This is a genomic window from Sinorhizobium saheli (assembly GCF_001651875.1).
GTDB lineage: Bacteria > Pseudomonadota > Alphaproteobacteria > Rhizobiales > Rhizobiaceae > Sinorhizobium > Sinorhizobium saheli.
Genome location: NZ_LNQB01000066.1, coordinates 64442 through 88363 on the forward strand (window position 1 = coordinate 64442; position 23922 = coordinate 88363).

General features: G+C 64.7%; 25 protein-coding genes, 1 tRNA gene, 1 other RNA gene and 1 pseudogene. 12 read left to right on the forward strand and 16 right to left on the reverse strand.

The genetic code is table 11. The features are described 5' to 3' along the window. Positions 1–170 precede the first annotated feature (170 nt). Positions 171–380, forward strand: a complete 210-nt coding sequence (locus ATB98_RS08580) for a SlyX family protein (protein ID WP_084435383.1) — start codon at positions 171–173, stop codon at positions 378–380. Between the two features lie 102 nt (positions 381–482). Here ATB98_RS08580 and ATB98_RS08585 read toward each other — a convergent pair whose 3' ends face one another. The 3 genes from ATB98_RS08585 to ATB98_RS08595 all read right to left on the reverse strand — a co-directional run bounded on the left by ATB98_RS08585 (position 483) and on the right by ATB98_RS08595 (position 2814). Then, on the reverse strand, positions 483–1475 hold the full coding sequence (locus ATB98_RS08585) for a BMP family lipoprotein (protein WP_066871970.1): 993 nt from the start codon (positions 1473–1475) through the stop codon (positions 483–485). Positions 1476–1769: 294 nt separating this feature from the next. Further along, on the reverse strand, positions 1770–2447 hold the full coding sequence (gene msrA, locus ATB98_RS08590) for a peptide-methionine (S)-S-oxide reductase MsrA (RefSeq protein WP_066872100.1): 678 nt from the start codon (positions 2445–2447) through the stop codon (positions 1770–1772). A gap of 49 nt (positions 2448–2496) precedes the next feature. Further along, positions 2497–2814: a hypothetical protein gene (locus tag ATB98_RS08595; RefSeq protein ID WP_066871973.1), complete on the reverse strand. Its 318-nt coding sequence runs from the start codon at positions 2812–2814 to the stop codon at positions 2497–2499. A 304-nt stretch (positions 2815–3118) separates the two neighbouring features. Between ATB98_RS08595 and ATB98_RS08600 the strand changes: the two genes are divergently transcribed. Then, positions 3119–3208: transfer RNA gene (locus ATB98_RS08600), tRNA-Ser, on the forward strand. A gap of 63 nt (positions 3209–3271) precedes the next feature. On the opposite strand, the gene ATB98_RS08605 is transcribed toward ATB98_RS08600, so the two are convergent. Next, the gene (locus ATB98_RS08605) at positions 3272–4726 is read right to left on the reverse strand and encodes an MFS transporter (protein ID WP_066872103.1); all 1455 of its coding nucleotides are present in this window, start codon (positions 4724–4726) and stop codon (positions 3272–3274) included. Between the two features lie 150 nt (positions 4727–4876). Here ATB98_RS08605 and ATB98_RS08610 point away from each other — a divergent pair, with 150 nt between their 5' ends. Further along, on the forward strand, positions 4877–5785 hold the full coding sequence (locus tag ATB98_RS08610) for a LysR family transcriptional regulator (protein WP_066871976.1): 909 nt from the start codon (positions 4877–4879) through the stop codon (positions 5783–5785). A 9-nt stretch (positions 5786–5794) separates the two neighbouring features. Here ATB98_RS08610 and otsA read toward each other — a convergent pair whose 3' ends face one another. From otsA to ATB98_RS08630, 4 genes and pseudogenes are all read right to left on the reverse strand, one after another. Continuing rightward, positions 5795–7168: an alpha,alpha-trehalose-phosphate synthase (UDP-forming) gene (gene otsA, locus ATB98_RS08615; RefSeq protein ID WP_066872106.1), complete on the reverse strand. Its 1374-nt coding sequence runs from the start codon at positions 7166–7168 to the stop codon at positions 5795–5797. 46 nt (positions 7169–7214) lie between these two features. Continuing rightward, entirely contained in the window at positions 7215–8012 is a 798-nt protein-coding gene (gene otsB, locus ATB98_RS08620; protein WP_066871980.1) for a trehalose-phosphatase, read from the reverse strand. A 69-nt stretch (positions 8013–8081) separates the two neighbouring features. Further along, positions 8082–8525, reverse strand: a pseudogene (locus ATB98_RS08625) (SRPBCC family protein). 69 nt (positions 8526–8594) lie between these two features. Further along, entirely contained in the window at positions 8595–8861 is a 267-nt protein-coding gene (locus tag ATB98_RS08630) for a BON domain-containing protein (RefSeq protein WP_066871983.1), read from the reverse strand. 148 nt (positions 8862–9009) lie between these two features. Here ATB98_RS08630 and ATB98_RS08635 point away from each other — a divergent pair, with 148 nt between their 5' ends. Beyond that, positions 9010–9954: an AEC family transporter gene (locus ATB98_RS08635; protein WP_066871986.1), complete on the forward strand. Its 945-nt coding sequence runs from the start codon at positions 9010–9012 to the stop codon at positions 9952–9954. A 202-nt stretch (positions 9955–10156) separates the two neighbouring features. On the opposite strand, the gene ATB98_RS08640 is transcribed toward ATB98_RS08635, so the two are convergent. Together ATB98_RS08640 and ATB98_RS08645 are read right to left on the reverse strand one after the other, a co-directional pair. Further along, positions 10157–11254: a branched-chain amino acid aminotransferase gene (locus tag ATB98_RS08640; protein WP_066871989.1), complete on the reverse strand. Its 1098-nt coding sequence runs from the start codon at positions 11252–11254 to the stop codon at positions 10157–10159. Between the two features lie 298 nt (positions 11255–11552). Next, on the reverse strand, positions 11553–12185 hold the full coding sequence (locus ATB98_RS08645; RefSeq protein WP_066871992.1) for a c-type cytochrome: 633 nt from the start codon (positions 12183–12185) through the stop codon (positions 11553–11555). Positions 12186–12341: 156 nt separating this feature from the next. Between ATB98_RS08645 and ATB98_RS08650 the strand changes: the two genes are divergently transcribed. From ATB98_RS08650 to ATB98_RS08660, 3 genes are all read left to right on the forward strand, one after another. Beyond that, on the forward strand, positions 12342–13094 hold the full coding sequence (locus ATB98_RS08650) for a 3-deoxy-manno-octulosonate cytidylyltransferase (protein WP_066871995.1): 753 nt from the start codon (positions 12342–12344) through the stop codon (positions 13092–13094). 14 nt (positions 13095–13108) lie between these two features. Continuing rightward, positions 13109–13963 (forward strand): prephenate dehydratase, encoded by an 855-nt coding sequence (locus tag ATB98_RS08655; RefSeq protein ID WP_084435377.1) that lies wholly within the window; start codon positions 13109–13111, stop codon positions 13961–13963. 378 nt (positions 13964–14341) lie between these two features. Then, on the forward strand, positions 14342–14479 hold the full coding sequence (locus ATB98_RS08660; protein WP_066871998.1) for a DUF1127 domain-containing protein: 138 nt from the start codon (positions 14342–14344) through the stop codon (positions 14477–14479). Between the two features lie 123 nt (positions 14480–14602). Here the strand turns inward: ATB98_RS08660 and ATB98_RS08665 are convergent, their stop codons facing one another. The 4 genes from ATB98_RS08665 to ATB98_RS08680 form a co-directional block, all read right to left on the reverse strand. Next, complete coding sequence (locus ATB98_RS08665) at positions 14603–14971, reverse strand: VOC family protein (RefSeq protein WP_066872001.1); 369 nt, start codon at positions 14969–14971, stop codon at positions 14603–14605. A 73-nt stretch (positions 14972–15044) separates the two neighbouring features. Further along, positions 15045–15737, reverse strand: a complete 693-nt coding sequence (locus ATB98_RS08670) for a helix-turn-helix transcriptional regulator (protein WP_066872004.1) — start codon at positions 15735–15737, stop codon at positions 15045–15047. A gap of 6 nt (positions 15738–15743) precedes the next feature. Continuing rightward, on the reverse strand, positions 15744–16724 hold the full coding sequence (gene nudC, locus ATB98_RS08675) for an NAD(+) diphosphatase (protein WP_066872007.1): 981 nt from the start codon (positions 16722–16724) through the stop codon (positions 15744–15746). A 2-nt stretch (positions 16725–16726) separates the two neighbouring features. Further along, positions 16727–17167 carry an HIT domain-containing protein gene (locus ATB98_RS08680; protein WP_066872010.1) on the reverse strand — a complete coding sequence of 147 codons (441 nt, stop codon included), beginning with the start codon at positions 17165–17167 and terminating at the stop codon, positions 16727–16729. A gap of 184 nt (positions 17168–17351) precedes the next feature. Between ATB98_RS08680 and ffs the strand changes: the two genes are divergently transcribed. The 5 genes from ffs (at position 17352) to ATB98_RS08705 (ending at position 21745) form a co-directional block, all read left to right on the forward strand. After that, positions 17352–17449: signal recognition particle sRNA small type (gene ffs / locus ATB98_RS08685), an RNA gene on the forward strand. A 43-nt stretch (positions 17450–17492) separates the two neighbouring features. Next, a complete protein-coding gene (locus ATB98_RS08690) occupies positions 17493–19352 on the forward strand; it encodes a DNA polymerase III subunit gamma/tau (protein ID WP_066872013.1) in 1860 nt (619 codons plus the stop codon). A 57-nt stretch (positions 19353–19409) separates the two neighbouring features. Beyond that, positions 19410–19733, forward strand: coding sequence for a YbaB/EbfC family nucleoid-associated protein (locus tag ATB98_RS08695; RefSeq protein WP_066872016.1), 324 nt, complete (start codon positions 19410–19412; stop codon positions 19731–19733). Between the two features lie 103 nt (positions 19734–19836). Next, positions 19837–20442 carry a recombination mediator RecR gene (gene recR, locus ATB98_RS08700; protein WP_066872019.1) on the forward strand — a complete coding sequence of 202 codons (606 nt, stop codon included), beginning with the start codon at positions 19837–19839 and terminating at the stop codon, positions 20440–20442. Positions 20443–20452: 10 nt separating this feature from the next. Then, entirely contained in the window at positions 20453–21745 is a 1293-nt protein-coding gene (locus tag ATB98_RS08705; RefSeq protein WP_066872113.1) for a lytic murein transglycosylase, read from the forward strand. A gap of 87 nt (positions 21746–21832) precedes the next feature. Here the strand turns inward: ATB98_RS08705 and ATB98_RS08710 are convergent, their stop codons facing one another. Next, the gene (locus ATB98_RS08710; RefSeq protein WP_066872022.1) at positions 21833–22336 is read right to left on the reverse strand and encodes a hypothetical protein; all 504 of its coding nucleotides are present in this window, start codon (positions 22334–22336) and stop codon (positions 21833–21835) included. Beyond that, positions 22323–23714: an HD domain-containing protein gene (locus ATB98_RS08715; RefSeq protein WP_084435379.1), complete on the reverse strand. Its 1392-nt coding sequence runs from the start codon at positions 23712–23714 to the stop codon at positions 22323–22325. Before ATB98_RS08715 ends, ATB98_RS08710 begins: the two co-directional genes overlap by 14 nt. Positions 23715–23922 lie beyond the last annotated feature (208 nt).

Here is a 23922-nt window from a genome sequence, read left to right on the forward strand (position 1 = left end):
ACAGGTAGGAGGGGCTGTGCGGCTGCTGCAAGAAAACGGCAAGAAAACGGGGGGAAGGTCGCGCCAGCGGGATGGGGCCATGCCACGCCGCTCACGCCTCCGAGCGGATGATGCTTGACACCCGCGCGGGCGCGGACATTCTGCGCGCACGTTTGAACCTGGAGGACTGCATGAGTGGGACAGAGGACCGGATTACCCGTCTCGAGGAAACCGTGGCCCATCAGGCCAAGACCATCGAGGAGCTCTCGGACCAGCTCGCCGAGCAATGGAAGGTGGTCGAGCAGACGCGCGCCAAGCTCGATCGGCTGACCGAGCGCTTCCTGAACCTCGAGGAGCAGGCGCGCGAGGCGATCCCGGTGACGCGGCCGCCGCATTTTTGACGAAGGCAGCAAAAAGCCGCCGGCCCGTTGCGAACCGGCGGCTTTGCGCTATTGCGAATGTCGTTGGCCCAAAACCGCTGCGCACTTTTGGGCGGCATGCATTCAGTACGGGCAGGTCTCGTCGGTCATGTAGTCGTGGACCTTGACCTTGCCGGCAATGATGTCGGCCTTCACCTTTTCGACCGCGTCGAGCATTTCCGCCGTGATCAGCGGCTTGTTGTTGTCGTCGAGCGCGTAGCCGACGCCGTCTTCCTTGAGACCGAGGTTGGAGACGCCGAACTCGAACTTGTCGTCCTTGGCGGCCTTGAAGGCCTCGTAGACGGCGACGTCGACGCGCTTCAGCATCGAGGTCAGCACCTTGCCCGGCTGCAGCATGTTCTGGTTGGAATCGACGCCGATGCCGAGCTTGCCCGCATCCGCGGCCGCCTGCAGCACGCCGACGCCGGTGCCGCCGGCGGCGTGATAGACGACGTCCGCGCCCTGGTCGATCTGCGACTTCGCGATCTCACCGCCCTTGACCGGGTCGTTCCAGGCGTCCGGCGTCGTGCCCGTATAGGCCTCGAGCACCTTGACGTCCCCGCCGGTCGACTTGGCGCCGCCCACATAGCCGCAGGCGAACTTGTGGATCAGCGGGATGTCCATGCCGCCGACGAAGCCGACGGTCTTCGACTTGGAGGCAAGCCCGGCGAGCACGCCGACGAGATAGGAGCCTTCCTGTTCCTTGAAGACGATCGATTTGACGTTCGGTTTCTCGACCACCATGTCGATGATGGCGAACTTCGTGTCCGGATATTCCGCCGCGATCTTCTCGAGCGACGCGGCCCAGTTGAAGCCGGCCATGACGATCGGGCTGTTGCCGTCGCTGGCGAAGCGGCGCAGCGCCTGCTCGCGCTGGGCGTCGTTGGCGATCTCGAATTCGCGGTATTCGACGCCGGTTTCGGTCTTGAATTTCTCGGCGCCGTTGAAGGCCGCCTCGTTGAAGGATTTGTCGAACTTGCCGCCGAGGTCATAGATGATCGCCGGCTTGATGTCGGCGGCCAGTGCCGTCGCGGACATCATCGTGAAAGCAAAGAGACCGAGAATGGTTTTTTTCATCGTGCAGCCCTGTCGTCGCTATTTGATCTTTTCGGGTCCGCCGGTCACGAGGTGAGCCTCGCGGCGGAGCCCGCCCCCTCTCTTAAGGCTCGGGTGGCCGCATCCTTGCACGGCTTCGGCAAAAAAACACTCGAAATTTTTCGAATGGTAAAAAAGATGCCGGCACCGCATGGTTGCCGCCACCGCCATCGGCCCGGCGGGAAATCACCCAGCAATTCAACGCGCTACGGCGACCATTGCGTGCACGAGGCTTGGCGCAACAGCCCCGGGAGCAGTCACCCGAGGCCCCGGGCCCTATGGCGCCGCAGGCGCCGAGGGCGAGGCGCCGATCGGGCAGCTCACGCCGGTGCCGCGCAGCCCGCAATAGCCGTCCGGGTTCTTGGCGAGGTACTGCTGGTGATAGTCCTCGGCAAAATAGAACGGCCCGGCCATGGCGATCTCGGTGGTGATCTCGCGACCGTGATTGAAGGCCTTCAGCGCCTGCTGGAAGGCGTCGCGGGCGGCGTTCGCCTCGGCGAGTTGTTCCTCGTCGTAGACATGGATCACCGAGCGATAGGTCGTGCCGACATCATTGCCCTGGCGCATGCCCTGGGTCGGGTCGTGCTCCTCGAAGAAGGTCTTGAGCAGGCGCTGGAAGGAAACCCTGGCGGGATCATAGACCACCAGCACGACCTCCGCGTGGCCGGTCAGCCCGGTCGTCGTCTCCTGGTAGGTCGGGTTGGGCGTCAGGCCGCCGGAATAGCCGACGGCGGTCACATGGACGCCGGGGATTTGCCAGAAGAGCCGTTCGGCGCCCCAGAAGCATCCCATGCCGAAAAGCACCTTCTTCGTGCCGTCCGGGTAGGGGCCCTTCAGCGGCCGGCCGGAGACGAAATGCGTCTCGGCCGTCGGGATTTCCTCCTCGCGCCCCGGCAGCGCCGTCGCGGCATCGGGCAGAATCGTCTTCTTGTTGAACATGTCGATCAGAAACATCTGCGGCTCCTTTCGTGCGCCGAAGCGATCGAGGTTGAGCGGACCGCCCTCAGGCGGCAAAGCGCCCGGCGGCCGGCCTCTTCCTGTACCCCGCCATCCACAGGACAAGCGCGATGACGAGGAACACGGCAAAGGCCGGCTGCATGAAAAGCCAATGCAGCACGGTCAACCAGACGGCGGGCCCGGCTCCGGTGCGCTGCAGCGACTGCACCCAATTGAGCGCCTCCGGCCCGAGCGCCGCGATCCCGTCGCCAAGCGAGGTCATGACCGGTTCGGATGCGGCGACCGACTGAATCGAATCGACGGTGCCGGCGAGCACGGCGGCGACCAGCGCGAGAAAGCTTGCGAACCTCAGCAGCAACCGCATTCCGTCCTCTCCAATGCCCGCATGCGCCCTCACGTCTCTCCGCTCCAGGTGCACTTCCGTGCTCCGAACGCGGCGAGACCGCCTCACGCGCGGCGTCTCGCACCAAGAGATAGGCGCGTCGCTGCGGATGCGCAATGGCGCCTGCGCCCGACGCTTTTCACGCCATGTCAACAATCTGTCAGAAACCAGTTGATCCGGCGCGTATCATCGGTATATATCGCGCCCGTCCGCCGGTTTTCCCGGCGACGCGGAGGAGCCCCGCTCCTCCCCATCCAGCCGGACTGACCATCGGCTGCTTTCGGATGGACAGGTGGCCGAGTGGTTGAAGGCGCACGCCTGGAACGCGTGTATACGTGAAAGCGTATCGAGGGTTCGAATCCCTCTCTGTCCGCCATCTTCAAAGTTCCCGAGTCAATCTCGCAACACGATGTGCCGATAACGGCACCCGCCCGTAGCTTCATCGGATGACCTCACGGCGGCGCGAAGCGCGTGCTGGAGCGCGGCTCCAGAGTGCGATGACGAGTGCTCCTGCGATCAGCACCCCGGCCACCGCGAACGTCGCTTTCATGCCGGTCGCGACCGCGTCGGCGGGTGCCGTCGCAATATCGGGCGCGGCCGATGCGAAGGCGAATATCGCTCCCATGACGGAAGCACCGGTGACGAGCCCGAGATTGCGTGACAGGTTCAGCATCCCCGAGACGACGCCGCGCTGCCCGGGCTGGACATCGATCATGACAACCGTGCTGTTGGCCGCCTGGAACAACTGGTAGCCGGGGGTCAGCACGGCAATGGCCGCGATGTAGCCCGCGACGCCGAATAGCCCCGGAAGCAGGGAAAGGCCGAACGCCCCGGCGGCGATTGCGGCAAGTCCGAGGCTGACGATCAACGGCGCGCCGAAACGGTCGACCAGCCGCCCGGCCGGAACGCCGCTTACCGCCGCAATGATCGGCCCGGCCGACATGACCATTCCGACGATCGAGTCCTCCAGCCCGAGCGCGCGGGAGAGATAGAACGGCCCGACCACAAGCGTCGCCATCATCACCGTCGAGACGAGTGCATTCATGGCGAGCCCTGCGCCGAGCAGGCGGTGGCGAAACATTTCGAGCTGGATCAGGGGCGATGCCGATTTGCGCTCGGCGAAGACGAAAAGAGCCGCAGCGGCGAGGGCGCCGGCGACGAGGGCGAAGTTGACGAGGCCGAAACTGCCGCGGGTCGCCGTCATCGCCAGCGCATAGGCGGCCAGCGCCAAGCCGAGCAGCAAGGTGCCCGGGAGGTCGAAGCCCGTGCGCCCGGTGACCGGCCGGTCGGCGGCGAGGCTGCGATGGGCGAGAAGGAAGGCAAGGAGCCCCAGCGGGACGTTGACGAGGAAGATTGCCCGCCAGTCGAACGCCGCAAGCAGCAGCCCGCCGAGCGATGGTCCGAGAGCCGTGCCGATTGCCGACATGGTTCCGAGCAGGCCCATGGCACTGCCGGTCTTCTCCTTCGCGACCGTCTCGCCGACGAGCGCCATGCCGAGCGCCATCATGATCGCCGCTCCAAGGCCCTGCACCGCGCGCACGGCAATCAGCAACGGCAGGCTAGGCGCGACGCCGCAGGCTGCCGAAGCGATAGTGAAAAGCATGATTCCCGCGAGCAGCAATCGCCGGCGGCCAACAACGTCACCGATCCGCCCGACGCCGACCACCAGGATCGTGATGGCGAGGAGATAAGCGAGAACGACCCACTGGACCTGCTGGAAGGAGGCGGCGAAGGCTTCGGCGAGGCTCGGCAGCGCGACATTGGCGATGCTGGTGGCGAGGGACGAAAGCAGGATGGCGAAGGACAGGCTGGCAAGCGCCAACCGGCGGGATGGCGTCCGGGCGCCAGGACGGAGCGTGCGCTCCTCTCCTTCGGCAAGAATCGATTGCGGCATCAATGTCTCCTTCGGCAGCATTTCTGGGGCAGCATTTCTCGACTGCCGGAGAGGGTAGTGCGCCGTGAGACATGGCGGAACGCGCATGATTTGCAGGTCATTCGTGCATCTGACGCTATGTCATGGAAAAAACCGTGCTACGGTCGCAGCATGGCAAGACCCGATCTCAACCTCCTCGTGACCCTTGACGTGCTGCTTGACGAGGGCAGCGTGGCCCGTGCCGCCAGGCGGCTGCGGCTCAGCCCTTCGGCGATGAGCCGGGCGCTTCAGCGCCTGCGCGAGACGACGGGCGATCCGCTTCTCGTCAGGGCGGGGCGCGGCCTCGTGCCGACGCCGCGGGCAATCGAACTGCGCCAGCGCGTCGGTGAGCTCGTCGAGGAGGTCGAGGCGGTTCTGCGGCCGGCCGAACGGCTCGATCTCCAACGGCTCGCGCGAACCTTCACGCTGCGCACCAGCGACGGCTTCGTCGAGAATTTCGGACCAGCCCTGATCACCCGGATCGCCAGCCAGGCGCCCGGCGTGCGGCTGTGCTTCGTGCAGAAGCCCGACAGGGAGAGCGCGCCGCTTCGCGAAGGAACCGTGGATCTCGAAACCGGCGTCGTCGGCGAAAGGACAGGCTCGGAGCTGCGCACGCAGGCTCTGTTCCGAGACCGTTTCGTCGGCGTCGTGCACAGGGAGCACGGGCTCGGCGAGGGGAAGATCACCCCCGCCCGCTACGCGGCCGGCCGCCACATCCTGGTCTCGCGGCGAGGTCTCGACAAGGCGCCGCTCGATATCGATGAAGCGCTGAAGCCGCTTGGGCTGGAACGGGAGACCGCGGTGATCGTCGGCGGCTTCTCGGCCGCCCTCGCACTCGCCCGCAGCTCCGACCTGATCGCCACCGTTCCCGAACGGCACACAGAAGCCTTGCGCGCCGGAATGTTCAGCTTTCCGCTCCCCGTCGCTCTTTCCCCGATCACGGTTTCATTGCTCTGGCATCCGCGGCTCGATGCCGATCCGGCGCATCGCTGGCTGCGGAGCCTGGTTCGCGACGTCTGCGCCGGGCAAGGCTCCGATTGAGGGTCGCCGTCAGTCCCTCAGGTCGACCAGGAAATCCCGGCACCAGCGCGAGACGTCGTGCTCCAGCAAGTGGTCCATCATCGTCTTCCAGCGCTCCTTGCGCTCGTCCAGCGGCATGGTCAGGGCGCGCGCCATGGCGTTCGCGGTCCCTTCCATGTCGTAGGGGTTGACGAGCAGCGAGCCCTTGAGCTCGCGTGCGGCTCCGGCGAAGCGCGAAAGCACGAGCACGCCGGGATCGTCCGGATCCTGCGCGGCGACGTATTCCTTTGCGACCAGGTTCATCCCGTCCCGAAGCGGCGTCACGAGGCCGACCTTGGCAAGCCGGTAGAGCCCCGCAAGGATGTGGCGGCCGACGGAGCGGTTGATGTAGCGTATGGGAACCCAGTCGACGGCGCCGAGCGCGCCGTTCACCCGGCCGGCCTGCTCGGCGACGGTCCGTTGCATGGCTTCGTATTCCGGGACTTCGGAGCGGGATTTCGGCGTGATCTGGAGATAGGTGACGCGGCCCTGCTGCGCCGGATTGGCCAGGATGAAGCGCTCGAAGGCGTCGATGCGCTGCGTCAGTCCCTTGGAATAATCGAGGCGATCGACGCCGATGATCAGGCTGCGGTTCTCGATGCTTTGCTGCGCTTTCCTGACCGTGTTGCTCGTCGATGCCTTTTTGGCGAATTCGGCAAAGGCCGCCGTCTCGATGCCGATCGGATAGGTGCCGCCCTTGAATATGCGGCCATAGGCGCTGAAGCGGCCGGCGCCGAGTTCGTCGCCGATGCCTTCCCGCCTGAGGCAGCCTGCGAAATTCTCGAGGTCATGATCGGTCTGGAAGCCGACGACCTCGTAGTGCGACAGGCCACGCATGATCTCCTCGTGAACGGGCATGGTGAAGAGCACGTCCGCAGGCGGCCAGGGGATGTGGAGGAAGAAGCCGATGCGGTTCTTCAAGCCCATCTGGCGCAGTTCCGCGGCCAGCGGAATCAGGTGATAGTCGTGCACCCAGATGACGTCATCGGGCTCGACGAGCGGCGCCAGCCGATGGGCGAAGAAGCGGTTGACGCGGAAATATCCGGCCATTTCCTTTCGACCGTATTCGGCGAGGTCGAGCCGGTAGTGGCAGATCGGCCAGAGAACGCGGTTGGCGAAGCCGTGATAGTATTCCTCGACATCGGTATCGGTCAGGTCCGTCAGGGCATAGGTGATGTTGCCCTGCCGCAGGCGCGCGAGCGGCGCCGGCTCATCCCCGCCGCTCGATTTTCCCGACCATCCCATCCATATGCCGCCATGCTCCTCGAGGGCGACCTTCAGTGCGACCGCCAGCCCGCCGGCGGGCGCAATGCCCCCCTTGTCCGGAACCGGTACGCGATTGGAGACGATGACGAGACGGCCCATGCCGAATTCCTTTCCCATGAGGAAAATATGTCAGGTGCTCGAACAGTCAGGAGGCCAGGGTCGCGATGACGCCCCGCAGCGCCTCGGCGGAAGGGATGAATCCGAGCGCCTCGCTCGCAGGCGAAGGCGGTCCGATGCGGATCGAATAGCCGCCCAGCCGGTTGACGGTGCGAAACATCGCTTCGTCGGTCACGTCGTCGCCGATCGCGATCGCACGCCTGCCGGCAAAGACCGGCTGCGCGAGAAATGCCGTGACGGCGCGGCCCTTGTCGGCGCTGGCCGGGCGGATTTCGATCACCATCTTGCCGTGCAGGATCGTCCATTCCGGTCCTGCCCGGATCAGCGCCCGCTCCATCAGCGGTTCGAGCTGGAGTTTTCTATCGGGCGCCAGCCGGTAATGGGCGGCGACGGCCGCTCCCTTGTCCTCGATCAGGACGCCCGCCCAGTTGGCGGTATCGGCGACGAGGTCGGCCTTCAGCCGCTCGAATTCGGCGCTCGCCGCGGCTCTGTGGACCTGGCCGTCCGGGTCGCGGCGCTCCGCGCCATGAAGGCCGGCGATCGGGAAATGGAAGGGCGAAAAAAGCTGGTCGGCATAATCGACGTCGCGACCGGTCACGAGCGCCAGGGCACCTTGGAGCTTTCCCGACAGGAGATCGAGATCGGCGGGCAGAGAAGGCGGTACGACTATGGCGTCCGGCGTTTCGGCAATGTCGAGCAAGGTGCCGTCGATATCGAGGAACAGGGCCCAGCTTTCGAGGTCGGACGAGAGCGCGGAGAGAATGAAGTCCATGCCGGAAACCGCATCCGGTTTCGGGGCGCTGAGAGGCTGCTTCTTGTATGACATGAAGGCCTATCTATGTCAGACCCCGTGACCGGCAACCCCATCGAGGGGGTTTCGTGGTCCCCGGCGCCTTCAGTCTTCGACATAGGCCTTGATGTTTTCGGCCTGGATCTCCCAGCCCTCCTCGTTGCTGTGCAGCGCCTCGTCGCGCTCACCTTCGGGCAGCGACTCGAAGCCCGATTCCGTGACAGTCAGGCGGGTCCCATTGGTCGTCGGGTCGAGGCGAAATTCCACCCGCGTCGACGGCGCCTTCGAGACATCGGCTTCGGGGTCATTGTAGTGCGGCCATCGGAAGGCGAAGAGCCGCGGCGCCTCCATCCGCTCCGTCACCGATGTCCATTTGGCGCCCTCATGGCCGGGATAGGTGATCCGGCCGGTGGTCTCTTCGCCGACGACGAAAGGTCCGTCGAGCTGCACCCGAAACTATTCGCCGAAGGCCTCGTGATCGGTCAGCGCCGCCCAGACCTTTTCGGCCGGGGCGGCGATCTCGATCGTCTTCTCGATGCGATTCGCCATGAGTCTGCCTCCTGATAGTGTTCGTGGTGATGCGGCCGCGGCCGCAGGGCGGCATTCCGTTCGGCCGTCCTAATCCGCCGCCCGCGCCGTCAGCCGGTTCTCGACGCTCACGACGCCGATCACCGAGGCGGCGGCCTCGCCGGCCGCGGCGATGTCCGCCTCCCGTGGGACTTCGCCGGAAAGCACGACCATGCCGCGAAGGGCGATCACGGAGATTTCGCTCGTGTCGATCTGGGTGGCGTAGCGCAGGAAATGCATGACCTTCTCCGCCAGCGCGTCGTCGGTCAGGTGCGGGTCGTCGTCCCTGTGGGAATAGATCGGATGTTCCGTCGACATATTCGCTTTCCGGTCGCCGAATGCAACGCCTGCGGCCCGACGAATGTTCCGGCCGAGCCGCGAGCGGATCCTCCAGCGGCGGTCGTTCGACCCTTGCCTGTGACTGCATAACGGGTCTATGCCTCGATCTCCCACCCAAGGCTCGCTGATGTCCGAAACCTTCCTGAACGTCGTCCCGATCTTCATCCTGATCCTCACCGGCTGGCTCGTCGTCCGCCTCGGCTACCTGAAGGCGGCGGTCGGCGACGCCCTCGGCGATTTCGTCTTCCGGGTCGCGGTTCCGGTGCTTCTCTTCCGCACCATCGCCGAGGCGGACTTCGAGGAAGGCTCGCCCTGGCCGCTCTGGGTCGCCTATTTCTCCGGCGTCGCCGTGACCTGGACGATCGGCCATCTCGCCGCCACCCTCGGCTTCGGCCGCGACGCGCGCATGGGTGTGCTTGCCGGCGTCTCCTCGGCCTTCGCCAACACCGTCTTCATCGGCCTGCCGCTGGTTTCGCGCGTGGTCGGCCAGGAGGGCGTGGTGGCGCTGTCGATCCTGCTTTCCGTCCACCTGCCGGTGATGATGATCGCCGGCACGCTGTTGATGGAGCGTGCGGAACGCAAGACGAGCGGCAAGCCGGGGCAGGGGCTATGGAGGCTCATGGGCGGCGTCGTCCGCAATCTCGTGCGCAATCCGCTGGTCATCGGGCTCGCCTTCGGCGCGCTCTTCCATCTGATCGGCCGGCCGCTCGGCGGACCGGCGAAGATCGTCGTCGACCAGCTCGCCGGCGTCGCCGCACCCGCGGCACTCGTCTCGATCGGCATGGCACTGGACAAATACGGCCTTGCCGGCAACACCGGGCTTGCGACCGTCACCAGCACGCTCAAGCTCCTGGTGCTGCCGGGCGCCGTCTTTGCCGCCTGCCACCTTTTGGGCCTCAGCGACAGCTGGACCTCCGCACTCGTCCTGACCTCGTCGGTGCCGACCGGCGTCAACGCCTGGCTGATCGCCAACCACTTCAACGTCGGCCACGCGCTCGCGTCCTCGACGATCACCCTGACGACCGCCCTCGGCGTCGTCAGCGTCTCCGCCTGGGCCTATCTTTTGATGTGACGTGGGCTGTCGGGCCGCCCTCATCCCGCTGCCGCGACCTTCTCCCCGTGAGCACGACGTGAGCACGGGGAGAGCCGCAACGGCTCACGGCAAGCGGAAAGAGGGACTGCGACGGCGCGGCGTATCCCTTCTCCCCGTCAGAACGGGGAGAAGGTCGCGGCAGCGGCATGAGGGGCGGAGCTCCTGGCCGTAACGCCGCGGCTCAGAACAGCCGGTCGAGCCAGCCGTGGCGGTCGGCCGCGCGGCCGTTCTGGATGTCGAGCAGCGCCGCCTTCAGGCGGCTGGCGACGGGGCCGGCGCCGCCGTCGCCGATGGTGAAGCCGTATTTCCGGCCCTTCACCTTGCCGATCGGCGTCACCACAGCCGCCGTGCCGCAGGCGAAGGCCTCTGTCAGCCGTCCGCTCTGCGCATCCGCCTGCCACTGGTCGATCGCATAGGGTTCCTCGCGCACCGTCAGCCCGAGGTCGCGGGCGAGCGTGATCAGCGAATCGCGGGTGATGCCCGGCAGGATCGTGCCGGTGAGCGGCGGCGTCTGCAGCGAGCCGTCATTGAAGACGAAGAAGACGTTCATGCCGCCGAGTTCCTCGATGTAGCGCCGCTCCACCGCATCGAGGAAGACCACCTGTTCGCAGCCTTGCTCGATCGCTTCCGCCTGCGCCGCGAGGCTGGCGGCATAGTTGCCGCCGCATTTCGCCTCGCCGGTGCCGCCGGGTGCTGCCCGCGTGTAGTTCTCGGAAACCCAGAGGGTCACCGCCGGCGAGCCGCCCTTGAAATAGGAGCCGACGGAGGAGGCGATGACGCAATAGACATATTCGGCCGAGGGCTTCACGCCGAGGAGGACTTCGGTCGCGAACATGAACGGCCGGAGATAGAGCGCCGCACCGTCGGCGGCCGGGATCCAGTCGCGCTCGACGCGTGTCAGCGCGCGCACCGATTCGACGAACAATTCCTCCGGCAGGGGCGTCATTGCGAGCCTCAGGGCGGAGTTGCGGAAGCGGCGCGCATTGGCGTCGGGGCGAAACAGCGTGGCGCCGCCATCGGGCAGGCGATAGGCCTTCATGCCCTCGAAGATCTCCTGGGCATAGTGGAACACCACGGTCGCCGGATCGAGATCGAAGCCCTTGCGGGGGCCGACCTTCGCATCATGCCAGCCGCGTTCCTCGGAATAGCGGATCGTGACCATGTGGTCGGTGAACACGCGGCCGAAACCCGGGTTCTGCAGCAGCGCCTCGCGCTCGCTCGCCGGCACCGGATTCGGGTTTTTCTCGAACAGGAAAGTCTGTGTGTCGCTCTCGGTCATCTGTCGTCCCCTCCCTTCATCCGAGTGGATCCGCTCGCGATCGAAGGCGGATCGGCTCAGATCGGGTGGCATTTGGTTGCGTCTGTCCTGTCTTACACATTTGCAGCCATCCGCAACAGCCAAAGGCGACACATTTGCGCAAGATCGAGCCGCCGTCGAGAAACGCAGGCCACGCAGCATCGGCGCCGCGCCGGTTCGTATGCCTCGATGGGTTCGCGCAGGGCTTTGGAGCGAGCAACAAAAAACCCGGCCGCTCGGCCGGGTTTCGATAAGGGTTGGTGCGTCCTTCCGCCGAGGCTCAGTTCGCCGGCGCCGCGGCTTCGCCGCCCTGTGCCGCCTGGCCTTCGGCCGGCGTCGCTTCGCTCGCGCCGGCAGCACCCGGCTCCGGCAGCGGTGCCGGGCTGTCCGCCTGCTGGCGCAGCCAGGCGAGCAGGTTGGCGCGTTCGTCCGCCTTCTTGAGGCCGGCAAAGCCCATGGCCGTGCCCGGCACGTGCTTCTTCGGCGCTTCGAGGAAGAAGCTCAGGTGGTCGTAGTCCCAGACGACCTTGCCGCCCTCGGAGAAGGTCTTCATGCCGGCGGAGTAGGCGAAACCCTCATGCGAGGCGACCGGACGGTTAACGACGCCCCAGAGATTCGGGCCGACCTTGTTCGGGCCGCCCTTCTCCACGGTGTGACAGCTTGCGCATTTCTTGAAAACGGCCTCGCCGGCGGCGGCATCCGCCTTGGCCAGCAGCGGCGCGATCGGCTCGGGCGCCGCTTCACCGCCGCCCGCGGTCTCGGCCTCGCCCGCCGTCTCCTCGGCGACGATCGCGAAACCTTCCTTCTCGGGAGCTTCGGAATGGAAGATGCCTTCTGAAGCAATGGACACGGTCATCAGCACGAAGACCGTACCCAACAAGGCACCCACACCCATGTTCACATATGGATTCATCTGCAAACGCTCCCTTTGCCACCGGCGCAAACAAAAAACCGGCCCATCTTGAAATCGCGCGGAACCTATGTCTTTTGGCTCTGCGTTGCAACAGAGATTATCGACCCCGGCGTGAGACCTTTTGACACTTTCCGCGGGGTTTTTGAAGGCCTGGACATGAATCGTGAACAATCGGGCAAATCCCTCGTGCTCATCCCGGCGCGCATGGCGTCGACGCGCCTCCCCGGCAAGCCGCTCGCCGACATATGCGGCCTGCCGATGATCGTTCAGGTGGCAAGGCGCGCGGCGGAGGCGGATGTCGGCCGGATCGTCGTCGCCGTCGACCATCCGGAGGTGTTTCAGGCCGTCAGCGACGCCGGTTTCGAGGCGATCATGACCCGGGTCGACCACCAGTCGGGATCGGACCGCATCCATGAGGCGCTGCTGAAGGCCGATCCGGAGGGCAGGGCCGAGATCGTCATCAACGTCCAGGGCGATCTGCCGACCATCGAGCCGGAACCGATCCGCGCGGCGCTGAAGCCGCTCGAAAACGGATCGACCGATATCGCGACGCTGACCGTGGCGATCACCGACGAGCACGAAAAGACCAATCCCAACGTCGTCAAGGTCGTCGGTTCGCCGATCTCCGAAAGCCGGCTGCGGGCGCTTTACTTCACCCGCGCCACCGCGCCCCATGGCGAAGGCCCGCTCTATCATCACATCGGCCTTTACGCCTATCGCCGCAGGGCGCTCGAGACCTTCGTATCGCTGAAGCCGTCGACGCTCGAGAGGCGCGAATCGCTCGAACAATTGCGGGCGCTCGAAGCCGGCATGCGCATCGACGTCGAGATCGTCGATTCCGTGCCGCTCGGCGTCGACACCCCGGCCGATCTCGAAAAGGCCCGCCGCATCCTTTCCGCCCGACTTTGAGAAGGGGAGCCACCGTGACCGCCAAGACCAACCGGATTTCCTTCCAGGGCGACTACGGCGCCAATTCCGACATGGCCTGCCGCGACATGTTCCCGGCCATGGAGCCGCTGCCCTGCCAGACCTTCGAGGATGCCTTCCTGGCGGTGGAGAACGGCGAGGCCGACCTCGCCATGATCCCGATCGAGAACACGATCGCCGGACGCGTCGCCGACATCCATCACCTCCTGCCGGAATCGCGCCTCCATATCGTCGGCGAGTATTTCATGCCGATCCGCTTCCAGCTGATGGTGCTGCCGGGCGTCAAGCACGACGAGATCCGCACGGTGCACAGCCATATCCACGCGCTCGGCCAGTGCCGCAAGATCGTCCGCGCCAATCGCTGGAAGCCGGTCGTGGCCGGTGACACGGCGGGCGCGGCCAAGCTCGTCCAGGAAACCGGCGACCGTTCGATGGCGGCGCTCGCCCCGCGCCTTGCCGCCGATCTCTATGGCCTCGAGATCATCGCCGAAAACGTCGAGGACACCGACAGCAACGTCACGCGTTTCGTCGTGCTTTCGCGCGAGGAGAGCCCGATCGCCCGGACGTCGGACGACGAACTGGTCATCACCACCTTCGTCTTCAAGGTCCGCAACATCCCGGCGGCCCTCTACAAGGCGCTCGGCGGCTTCGCGACCAACGGCATCAACATGACCAAGCTCGAAAGCTACCAGCTCGGCGGCAAGTTCTACGCGACGCAGTTCTACGCCGATATCGAGGGTCATCCGGACGACATCGGCGTCCGCCACGCCATGGACGAACTGCGCTTCTTCTCGGAAAACGTGCGCATCCTCGGCACCTACCGGGCGCATCCGATGCGCGGCGTGCTCTAGGCTTGTTTGTGCCTCGCGGGGATACCCCCTCTGGCCTGCCGGCCATCTTTCCCACAAGGGGGGAGAATAGATGTGGCGCGCCCGACGCCTCCATCACAGCGTTCCGCTTGCAGTAGCCTATCGGTTAGAGCGAGCCCATGCCGCACATATTCTCCCCCCTTGTGGGGGAGATGGCCGGCAGGCCAGAGGGGGTTGCGAATGCCGCACCATCCCGGCGTCCTTCGCTTTCCCGCGTTCCGCTCCCCGGCGAACTGGCAAAGGTGGCAAAAATGCGGTCACCCGCCATTCGTCTGGCGCATGCCTAATTTGCAATCATCGCGCTACTTAATTTTTGGGCGAATGCCTATTTGACCTTCGTCAAGATATGGAGTGTCAAAGATGAAGATCCGTCAGAAGATCATGGAATACGCAAAGATGCGCCGCGCGGTTCGCGAGTTGAGCGCACTCAACGATCACGCCCTGCGTGACATCGGTATTTCCCGTTCCCAGATTCACGCCGCCGTCTACGGCCGCTGATAGAAAGAAGTCCGCGCGCCTCATTGAGCGCGCGGCATTGAGGTCTCCCGCACCCCGCCGCTCTTCGCGCGGGGTGTGGGCGGAACCTTCACCAATCTGCTTCCGCCCCTCTTCGGACGTGCATCATTCGTCGTCAAGGCAGACCCGCAGGCGGTGGCCGTCCGGGTCGAGCGCCACGAAGGTCGGTCCGAAATCCATCCGCGTCAGTTCCTGCGCGATCGGCAGGCCCATAGCCCGCCACTCCTCGTAATGGACGCGGACGTCCTCTTCTCCTTTCACCATGAAGGCGAGCTCGGCGCGGCTGCCTTCGCCGACCGGCTGGGGCTGCACGCCTGCCTTTCCCCACAGCCCGAGCACGAATCCGTCCTGCAGCTCGATGGAGGCGAAGGTCGGAAAGGTGACGATCGGCTCCTTGCCGAGAAGTTTGCGGTAGAACTCGACGCTTGCCAGCGGGTCGGTGACATAAAGGACGATGAGATTTGCCTTTGCCATGATGGTCTCCTTTGTTTCGGGACCTCGAAACTAGGCTGAACCACTGTCAGTTTTTGTCAGCAGTGTTCGGCGGTCAGGCGCCGACGGGGTTGATGCCGTGCATGGCGCGCCAGTCCTTGAGCAGCGCCTGGCGGCGGCGCGGATAGCGATGGTCGAGCATTGCCGCTTCCGTAATCCGGTCGGTCCGGAAATGGCGGAAATCTTGTCTCAGCTCGCACCAGGCGGCGAGCACCCGCACCTCTTCGAAGAAACCGAGCGCGAAGGGCCAGACCGTGCGGCGGCTGTCGCGGCCGTCGCTGTCGAGATAGCGCAAGTCGAGCTTGTGTTCGCTGCGGATCGCCTTGCGCAAGAGGCCGAGATCGACCCTGTCGGCGCTCGCTCGCCGCGCGCCGACGAGCAGGGTCGAGCCCTCGAGCTTTCCCTTGAGGTCCGCCGGCAGCACCGCGCCGATCTTCGCCAGCGCATCGGTCGCGGCGGCCGCGAGCCTCTCGTCGCCGCGTTTCGCCACAAAGCGCGACCCGAGCACCAGCGCCTCTATCTCCTCCTCGGAAAACATCATCGGCGGCAGCATGAAGCCGGGCCTGAGGACATAGCCGACGCCCGGCTCTCCCTCTATGTGCGCGCCCTGCGCCTGCAGGCTGGCAATGTCGCGGTAGAGCGTCCTCAAGCTGACGCCGGTCTCCTCCGCCAGCACCCGGCCGCTCACCGGCCGGCGATGGCGCCTCAGCACCTGCATGAGATCGAGCAGGCGTTCCGAACGCGACATGCCGGCTCAGCCGCGTTCCGGCCAGGCGATCCAATCGCGCATGAGCTGGTGCGCAATGGCGCCCTTCGGCGGCGGGATGTGTTCGTCGCCGGTGTCGGCGACGCCGGTGGTGCGCTCCAGCATCGCCTCGGTTTCGGCGCGGGTGAACCAGCGGACGTCCTCCAGTTCCTGCTCGTCGCGCCGGATGGCGGTCGACTTCGCCTCGGCATAGCAGCCGATCATCAGCGAATGCGGCAGCGGCCAGGGCTGCGAGGCGTGATAGCGCACGCGGCCGACGCGGATGCCGGATTCCTCCTGCGTCTCCCGCCTGACGGCATTCTCGATCGTCTCGCCCGGCTCGACGAAGCCGGCGAGGCAGGAATACATGCCCGGCGCGAAATGCGGGCTGCGGCCGAGCAGGCAGAGATCGCGCTCAAGATCGATCGTCAGCATGATGACGACCGGGTCCGTGCGCGGAAAGACCAGGTGGCCGCAGGCGGTGCAGACGCGCCGGTAGCCGCCCGCCGCGCCGTCCATCGGCCCGCCGCAGCGGCCGCAGAAGCGGTTGTTGGCGTTCCAGACGATGAGGCTCGACCCTTGCGCGAACTGGCCGAGCAACTCCTCCGGCAGCATCTGCTGGCGGTAGAGCATGCGGGCATCGGCGATCTTGAACGGCTCCGGCACCGTCTCTTCCGTCAGGCCAGAGGGCACCGCGAGCCGCGGCTCGCCGTTCGGCAGGTAGCCGAGCAGAACGGTCTCGTCGAGATTGGGTTCGAGCCCAGCGAGCTCATAGGGCGCGAAGAGCGGATCGATGATCTTCTCGTCGTGCTTGACGATCAGCTTCGCCCCGGAAAAGGCGAGGAAGTGCGCGCCCGGATGCTTCAGCGCCGTCTCGATGCAATTGTCGGGCCGGTGCTCGGACTGGCGATCGAGGTGGTTCTCCGCGAAGGCGACGAAGGTGCTCGGCTCCGGATGGGGGTTTTGAAGGTCGAAGATCGTTTTCGTCATGCTCAAAGATTTTCCAGGATGCGTGCCGCGAATGCGCGATGGTCTTCCTCCGGCCAAGGCTCGGCCTTGCCGAAGCCCCAGACGGGGCCGGGCCAGTTCGGATCGCCCGCCCGCCGGGCGATGATATGCACGTGCAGTTGCCGGACGATATTGCCGAGCGCGCCGATATTGATCTTTTCGGCGTCCGCCGCCTTTTTCAAGGCTGTCGCCACCAGATTGGTCTCGAAGGTCAGCATCGCCTGGTCGAGCGGCGTCAGCTCGAACACCTCCGAGATGTCGGCGCGCTGGGGAACGAGGATCAGCCAGGGCCAACGGCGGTCGTTCATCAGCCTGATCTCGCAGAGCCCGAGCCTGCAGATCGGGATGCCGTCACGCCGAAGTCGCTCGTCGAGGGTGAAGGTCGTCAATAAAATCTCCTCGGCCGGAGCGGGATGAGGAAACATGACCGGCTCTCCGCCCGCATCCCTCTCCAGCTCTTCAGGTTCGATCGCCTTGATGATTCCTTGCGTCGATTCGCTTTAGAAATCATCAAGGTCCTTGGGCGGATTCGCCTTGTTTTGCATATCGATATCAGTTTTTTGACGGCTTGGCTTGCATTTGGTTCGGATATTGCCGATATGAGGGCCGGGAGGTTGGTGGTGGACGAGCCACTCGCCAACCGGGTCAGGTCCGGAAGGAAGCAGCCCTAACGAGCCCCGGCACGGGTCACCGTGCCAGCCTCCCACCTTCTCCGTCCTGTCGGGACAAGAGTGAACAGCGGCAGGGTCGATGAGCGAAACGCCCATTTCATCCGTGGATAAGCCGGCCGCCTACCGAGTTCTGGCGCGCAAATACCGCCCCAAGGACTTCTCCGACCTCATGGTCGGTCAGGAGCCGATGGTGCGCACGCTCACCAACGCCTTCGAGACCGGCCGCATCGCCCAGGCCTATATGCTGACCGGCGTTCGCGGCGTCGGCAAGACGACGACGGCGCGCATCCTGGCGCGGGCGCTGAATTACAAGACGGCCGAGATCGACAAGCCGACGATCGACCTGCGGGCGCCGGGCGAGCATTGCCAGGCCATCATGGACGGCCGCCATGTCGACGTGATCGAGATGGACGCCGCCTCGCACACCGGCATCGACGACATCCGCGAGATCATCGAACAGGTGCGCTACCGGCCGGTTTCCGCCCGCTACAAGGTCTACATCATCGACGAAGTGCACATGCTCTCGACCCAGGCCTTCAACGGCCTGCTGAAGACGCTCGAGGAGCCGCCGGAGCATGTGAAGTTCATCTTCGCGACCACCGAAATCCGTAAGGTTCCGATTACCGTCCTGTCGCGCTGCCAGCGTTTCGACCTTCGGCGTATCAGCGCCTCGGAGCTCGTCGGCCTCTTCTCGACCATCCTCGGCAAGGAGGGCGTGGCCTTCGATCCGGAGGCGCTGGCGATGGTGGCGCGCGCGGCGGAGGGCTCGGCGCGCGACGGCCTGTCGCTGCTCGACCAGGCGATTGCCCATGGCGGCGGTTCGGTCGAGGTGGAAACCGTGCGCTCGATGCTCGGCCTTGCCGACCGCGCCCGCATCGTCGATCTCTTCGAGCACGTCATCAAGGGCGACGTCGCCGGCGCGCTCAGCGAATTCGCCGGCCAGTACGAAGCCGGCGCCAATCCGACCGTGGTGCTCACCGACCTTGCCGATTTCACCCATCTCGTAACGAGGCTCAAATACGTCCCGGACGCGGTGAACGACCAGTCGCTGAGCGAGATCGAGCGCACCCGCGGCGCCGAGTTCGCCGGCAGCGTCGCGGTGACGACGCTTTCGCGCATCTGGCAGATGCTTCTGAAGGGCATCCCCGAGACGGAAAGCTCCTCGCGGCCGGCGGGTGCCGCCGAGATGGTGCTGATCCGGCTCGCCCATGCGGCACATCTGCCCGCGCCGGAAGAGGCGGCGCGGCGGCTGCTGGAGCTTTCCGGCGGCGAAACCGCCGGAACACGCCCGACGCCGAACGGCGGTGGCGGCGTGCAAGCCCAGGCCAGCGCGCCGGTCGAGGCGCGTGCGGTCGGGACGGCGGCCGTTCAGCGGCCGGGCGCCAACGGCGCGACGATGCTGCGCGCCGTGCCTGACGTGGCCCCCCAGCCGATCGAAGTCGGCCGGATCGAGGAGCGGCCGGTCGCCGTTGCCGCGCCGAAGCCGGAGCCGAAGGTTCACGTCAATTCGGTCAGCGACATCGCCGACCTTTGCGCCCGCAACCGCGACATCAAGCTGAAGACGCTCGTGCGCGGCTTCCTGAGGCTCGTGCATATCGAGCCGGGCCGGCTCGACGTCAATCTTCCCGACGACGCGCCGAAGACGCTGCTCGGCGAACTCGCCGTCAAGCTCAAGGAATGGACCGGCATCCATTGGGTCGTGAGCTACAGCCGCGAGCCGGGCGAGCCGACGCTGGTCGAGGCCGAGCAGCGCGCCCAGGAGCAGCGCGTCAACGACGCGCGCCAGGACCCCGATGTCGCCGCCATCCTGGCGCGGTTTCCGGGCGCCCGAATCACCGACGTGCGCATCCGTGCGGCGGAAGAGGAGGTGGAAAACCTCGCTCCGGCGGCGGCGCAATCCGAGGACGGCGATATCGTTCCCGGTGAAGACATCGAATGACACGGCGCATCGCGACGACGCAGCGCTTTGAAGACAGCGAAAAGACAGGAGACGACGATGCGCGACATCATGGGCATGATGGGCAAGGTCAAGGAAATGCAGGCCAAGATGGAGAAGATGCAGGCGGAGATCGCCGCTCTCGAAGTCGACGGCACGTCCGGCGGCGGCCTCGTCACTGTCCGGCTCGACGGCAAGGGCCACATGAAGAGCCTGAAGATCGACCCCTCGCTCTTCAAGGAAGACGATGTCGAGATCCTCGAGGACCTGATCGTCGCCGCCCACAAGGACGCCAAGGAAAAGGCCGAGGCGGTGCAGGCCGAAAAGACCCGCGAACTGACCGCCGGCCTGCCGATCCCGCCCGGCATGAAGCTGCCGTTCTGATCGGCGGCCACGGGTGGGATGCGGGGTGCTTGCACCTGCGCCGGTCGTTCGTTGTCAGGCGAATGCGATTCCGTTTGCCGGTGAATTGAGCTAAAAGCCGGCCATGGCAAAGCGAGTCACCGGTCCCGAAATTGAAAAGCTCATTCAGCTCCTGGCGAAGGTGCCGGGGCTTGGGCCCCGTTCCGCGCGGCGGGCGGCGCTGCATCTCGTCAAGAGGAAGGAGCAACTGCTCGGGCCTCTCGCCGAGGCCATGGGCGAGGCGCATCGCAAGGTCAGGATCTGCTCCTGCTGCGGCAATGTCGACACCATCGATCCCTGCACCGTCTGCACCGACGAGCGCCGCGACCAGTCGGTCATCATCGTCGTCGAGGATGTCGCCGACCTCTGGGCGCTGGAGCGGGCCGGCGCGATGAACGCCGCCTATCACGTGCTCGGCGGCGCGCTGTCGCCGCTCGACGGCGTCGGCCCGGACGATCTCAACATCAGGGGCCTCATCGACCGCGTCGCCAAGGGCGGCGTGCGCGAGCTGATCATCGCCGTCAACGCCACCGTCGAGGGCCAGACGACCGCGCATTACATCACCGACCAGCTCGAAGGCATGGCGGTGAAGATCACCCGCCTTGCCCATGGCGTGCCCGTCGGCGGCGAGCTCGACTATCTGGATGAAGGCACGCTCGCCGCGGCGCTTCGGGCGCGCACCACCATTTGAAGGGATGCCGATGCGTCTGAAATCTCGCCTTCGCTCGTGGTTTGCCGGTCGTACCGCCGGGGTCACCCCTCTCCGCCTCATAGCCGCCCTCGCTGCATTCCTCGCCCTCCACCTTCCCGCGCATGCCGCCTCCAAGGCCGACGTCGAGGCGCAATTCCGCCGCTGGATTGAGGTCGATCTCTGGCCGGAGGCGCGCCAGGCGGGCATATCGAGCGCCGCCTTCAAGGCGGCCTTTGCCGGCGTGAAGCTCAACTGGGACCTGCCCGACCTCGCGCCGCCGGGGTTCCCGAAGCCGAAGGCGCGCAAGCAGAGCCAGGCCGAGTTCTCCTCGCCCGGCTCCTATTTCTCGGAAAAGCGCCTGCAGGGCCTGGCGGCGACCGGCCGCAGCCTCGCCTCCGCCCACGCCTCGACCTTGAAGCGGATCGAGAGGACCTACGGCGTTCCGGGCCCGATCGTTCTCGCCATCTGGGGCAAGGAATCCGGCTTCGGCCGGGCGAAGATCCCGCATCCGATCATGGACGTGCTGGCGACCAAGGCCTTCATGTCCACCCGTCCCGAGCTCTTCCGCCACGAACTGGTCGCGGCGTTGCAGATCTTGCAGAGCGGCGACATCAAGGAGGCGGAGATGCGCGGTTCCTGGGCCGGCGCCATGGGCCAGCCGCAGTTCCTGCCGTCGAGCTTCCTGAAATATGCCGTCGACTTCGACGGCGACGGCCGCCGCGACATCTGGAACTCCGTGCCGGACAGCCTCGCCTCGATCGCCAACTATCTGGCCCAAAAAGGCTGGCAGGGCCGCCGCGACTGGGGCTTCGAGGTGGCGATCCCGGCAGGCGTCTCCTGCGCCCAGGAAGGCCCGGACCTCGCCCGCCCCATCGCCGATTGGGCAGGCATGGGGATCGGCCGTGTCTCCGGCAAGCCCTTTCCGGCGGGCGAAGGCGCGGCCCCGGGCATGATGCTCGTTCCGGCCGGCATCCACGGGCCGCAGTTCATCGTCACGCCGAACTTCTACGTGATCAAGGAATACAACAATTCCGATCTCTACGCGCTCTATATCGGCAACCTCGCCGACCGCATCGCCGCCGGCGCCGGCCCCTTCCGCGGCGCGTGGGGCGACGTCGGCAAGATGCTGCGCTCCGACGTGCTCGGCATGCAAAAGGCCCTCGTCGCGATCGGCTACGACGTCGGCAAGGTCGACGGCCTGCCCGGCTACAAGACCCGCCGCTCGCTCGGCGACTGGCAGGCGAAGAACGGCCTGGCGCCGACCTGCTTTCCGGATGCTTCGCTGAAGGCGAAGCTGCGCTGATCCCGGACGGCAGCTTCGCGCCAGGAGCGGAGGTCGGCCAGTGCCACCATTAGGCGGCTGTATTATTACTTTGCCGGCCGTTACTCTTCACACGATAGCAGGGAGCCTGCTGGGCACTACGGCGTAAAGTCTGCGATATAGTTCTTTCGCTTTGGAAAGACGATCTCCATCCGCCTTCTCCGGTTTGCGCCTCGCTGTCTCCGCCCATGGATCCTCGAATTCGGCCGACAGGAAAAGTGCTGTTGCGGCGAGCTCCAGCTCTACCGAGTCGGCTTCAGCAGCCGTCCTCGCGAGTTTCAGACGCTCCGGCGGACCGTTCGGTGCCTCAGGGGCGGCGAGCGAAAAATCTGAATAGAAGCCACCCCATGAGGCAGGGTAAACTTTCTCGCAAACATTTCTCAACGCCACTGCATCTTCGGTCGCAGTCGCGAGTTCCTCGCTGAATGGACCGTAATGCTTGTACTTAAATCGAAAACCGTCGCCGAGGCTAGCCATCTCCAGAAAAAAGGAAACCTTCTGGAGCTTTGTGCGTCCAACTATACGGCCCCCAGCATCTCTAATAATACTTTTGACCTTTTCACTGTCTCGCATTGCCGATCTCCCCATCAACTATTGCGTTGACGACTTTCTGCGTTTCCATGTCACTCCGCTGGCAATAAACTCTGAACAGTTTGAACGGTTTCACAGCAGCGACGACGGCTGATCGTTGCTTCAGATCCACGAGCTTTCCGCCATTAGTATAAATGTTGATCCGATCAAGCGGCCCCTGTGTCTCCTCGACCACTTTGTAAGGCGACCGTTGGGCCTCATCCAGGTGGATTGGTGGCATATTCGCATCCTGCCTTCCTAGCCAATCGGTCAGCTTTTCCTTAATTTTTGCGCAGCATGCATCGATCTCATCGTCGGCCTTACCTGAGTCTTCAATAGCGTGCGCGACCCTCTCTCGAATATCTACGCATTTCCCCAATTCTCTATACCTCAGCGATTGAGCGAGGCTGGCGATCGCACCATCTCTTGCTTCGCACATGAGCGGCAAAGCCCCCCACACAGAAGTGTCATCGAGACCGAGTGCGGACTCCACATCGTCAGGGTGCCTGGCAAACCGGACTATCGGATGGTTGTTCGGCAGCCCAGTTGCATCCAAGCTATCATTTTGAATAAGCATGATTGTTCGGTAGAGCAACTCGCCAAAAATCTTCTCAGCGCCACGGGTTGCCTTGTGGAAATAGACAGTCGGGTAGAGTTGGAAGAGACCAAGAACATAAGCCTCAGCGCCGAAAATTGCTTTGGGCCCCAGGACGAAGGTTTCGATCTCGCCAATCGAGGATTCGTCAACACCAAAAGGTACGCTGGCGATCTGTAGATTCGCGATCAGCCACTTGAAATCGATTCCTGCGTGCTGCGTCCCCGTCATCAGACGATCGCGGCGCATATAATCGAGACGATCGGCATCGAACTGGCTCGAAACCACCGCTCTGTAGACGTTTTTCTTGCCACGCCCGCGAATGATATCGGCCACGTCATTTGCGAAACCGCTTCCGAGTTCATTTAGAACCGTTGCGACTTCGCTATCGCGGATGAGGACGTCGCTAACATGTTCGTGGTCGGCCATCTTCAGGCCAAGGCGCTTCCCGACGCTCTCGAAGGCATGGCTAAAGGGTCCGTGCCCGAGGTCGTGCACCAAAGCAGCAGCAAGCGCCTGTCGCATCTTAGAAACTTCTACCTTAGGCACGTGCCTGCCGATGACGTCCATCAACATGCGCGCGGTGTGGAATACTCCGATACTATGGGCCAGCCGCGAGTGCGTTGCACCTGGATAGACCAGATCGGAAAATCCAAGCTGCTTCACACGTCGAAGCCGTTGAAAAGGTTTCGTTTGGATGGCCTTCCAAAGAACCCCTTCGAACTCGTCTCGCTCGGTATCGAATTCGATGAGATCATGCAGCGGATCACGAATTCGCTGTCTCATAATCAGATTTGTTCCTAGTTTGTTCCGGTTTCGATTTCAAGTGAAATTCTCCCTGATTCGCTCTTAAAATGCATTTAAGTCTGTGGTTGCGATCATTCCTTTAGCAAATCCGCGGCAGCCAGCGCTCCCCGATACCTCATCCAACGGATGATCGCGATGCTTGGACTTCCGCTTCGGGCCGTCACCGGAACTCCCGGCTTGTAACCAC

Excerpts from the sequence above, each read along its gene's own strand:
- ATB98_RS08650 (WP_066871995.1), top strand. The coding sequence starts at position 12,342 with ATGAATCGTGAACAATCGGGCAAATCCCTCGTGCTCATCCCGGCGCGC.
- ATB98_RS08690 (WP_066872013.1), top strand. The coding sequence starts at position 17,493 with ATGAGCGAAACGCCCATTTCATCCGTGGATAAGCCGGCCGCCTACCGA.
- ATB98_RS08630 (WP_066871983.1), bottom strand. The coding sequence starts at position 8,861 with ATGTCGACGGAACATCCGATCTATTCCCACAGGGACGACGACCCGCAC.
- ATB98_RS08605 (WP_066872103.1), bottom strand. The coding sequence starts at position 4,726 with ATGCCGCAATCGATTCTTGCCGAAGGAGAGGAGCGCACGCTCCGTCCT.
- ATB98_RS08585 (WP_066871970.1), bottom strand. The coding sequence starts at position 1,475 with ATGAAAAAAACCATTCTCGGTCTCTTTGCTTTCACGATGATGTCCGCG.
- ATB98_RS08665 (WP_066872001.1), bottom strand. The coding sequence starts at position 14,971 with ATGGCAAAGGCAAATCTCATCGTCCTTTATGTCACCGACCCGCTGGCA.
- ATB98_RS08645 (WP_066871992.1), bottom strand. The coding sequence starts at position 12,185 with ATGAATCCATATGTGAACATGGGTGTGGGTGCCTTGTTGGGTACGGTC.
- ATB98_RS08580 (WP_084435383.1), top strand. The coding sequence starts at position 171 with ATGAGTGGGACAGAGGACCGGATTACCCGTCTCGAGGAAACCGTGGCC.
- ATB98_RS08695 (WP_066872016.1), top strand. The coding sequence starts at position 19,410 with ATGCGCGACATCATGGGCATGATGGGCAAGGTCAAGGAAATGCAGGCC.
- ATB98_RS08635 (WP_066871986.1), top strand. The coding sequence starts at position 9,010 with ATGTCCGAAACCTTCCTGAACGTCGTCCCGATCTTCATCCTGATCCTC.
- ATB98_RS08710 (WP_066872022.1), bottom strand. The coding sequence starts at position 22,336 with ATGCGAGACAGTGAAAAGGTCAAAAGTATTATTAGAGATGCTGGGGGC.
- ATB98_RS08640 (WP_066871989.1), bottom strand. The coding sequence starts at position 11,254 with ATGACCGAGAGCGACACACAGACTTTCCTGTTCGAGAAAAACCCGAAT.
- ATB98_RS08660 (WP_066871998.1), top strand. The coding sequence starts at position 14,342 with ATGAAGATCCGTCAGAAGATCATGGAATACGCAAAGATGCGCCGCGCG.
- ATB98_RS08670 (WP_066872004.1), bottom strand. The coding sequence starts at position 15,737 with ATGTCGCGTTCGGAACGCCTGCTCGATCTCATGCAGGTGCTGAGGCGC.
- otsB (WP_066871980.1), bottom strand. The coding sequence starts at position 8,012 with ATGTCATACAAGAAGCAGCCTCTCAGCGCCCCGAAACCGGATGCGGTT.
- ATB98_RS08715 (WP_084435379.1), bottom strand. The coding sequence starts at position 23,714 with ATGAGACAGCGAATTCGTGATCCGCTGCATGATCTCATCGAATTCGAT.
- ATB98_RS08705 (WP_066872113.1), top strand. The coding sequence starts at position 20,453 with ATGCGTCTGAAATCTCGCCTTCGCTCGTGGTTTGCCGGTCGTACCGCC.
- ATB98_RS08680 (WP_066872010.1), bottom strand. The coding sequence starts at position 17,167 with ATGTTTCCTCATCCCGCTCCGGCCGAGGAGATTTTATTGACGACCTTC.
- nudC (WP_066872007.1), bottom strand. The coding sequence starts at position 16,724 with ATGACGAAAACGATCTTCGACCTTCAAAACCCCCATCCGGAGCCGAGC.
- msrA (WP_066872100.1), bottom strand. The coding sequence starts at position 2,447 with ATGTTTCTGATCGACATGTTCAACAAGAAGACGATTCTGCCCGATGCC.
- ATB98_RS08610 (WP_066871976.1), top strand. The coding sequence starts at position 4,877 with ATGGCAAGACCCGATCTCAACCTCCTCGTGACCCTTGACGTGCTGCTT.
- recR (WP_066872019.1), top strand. The coding sequence starts at position 19,837 with ATGGCAAAGCGAGTCACCGGTCCCGAAATTGAAAAGCTCATTCAGCTC.
- otsA (WP_066872106.1), bottom strand. The coding sequence starts at position 7,168 with ATGGGCCGTCTCGTCATCGTCTCCAATCGCGTACCGGTTCCGGACAAG.
- ATB98_RS08595 (WP_066871973.1), bottom strand. The coding sequence starts at position 2,814 with ATGCGGTTGCTGCTGAGGTTCGCAAGCTTTCTCGCGCTGGTCGCCGCC.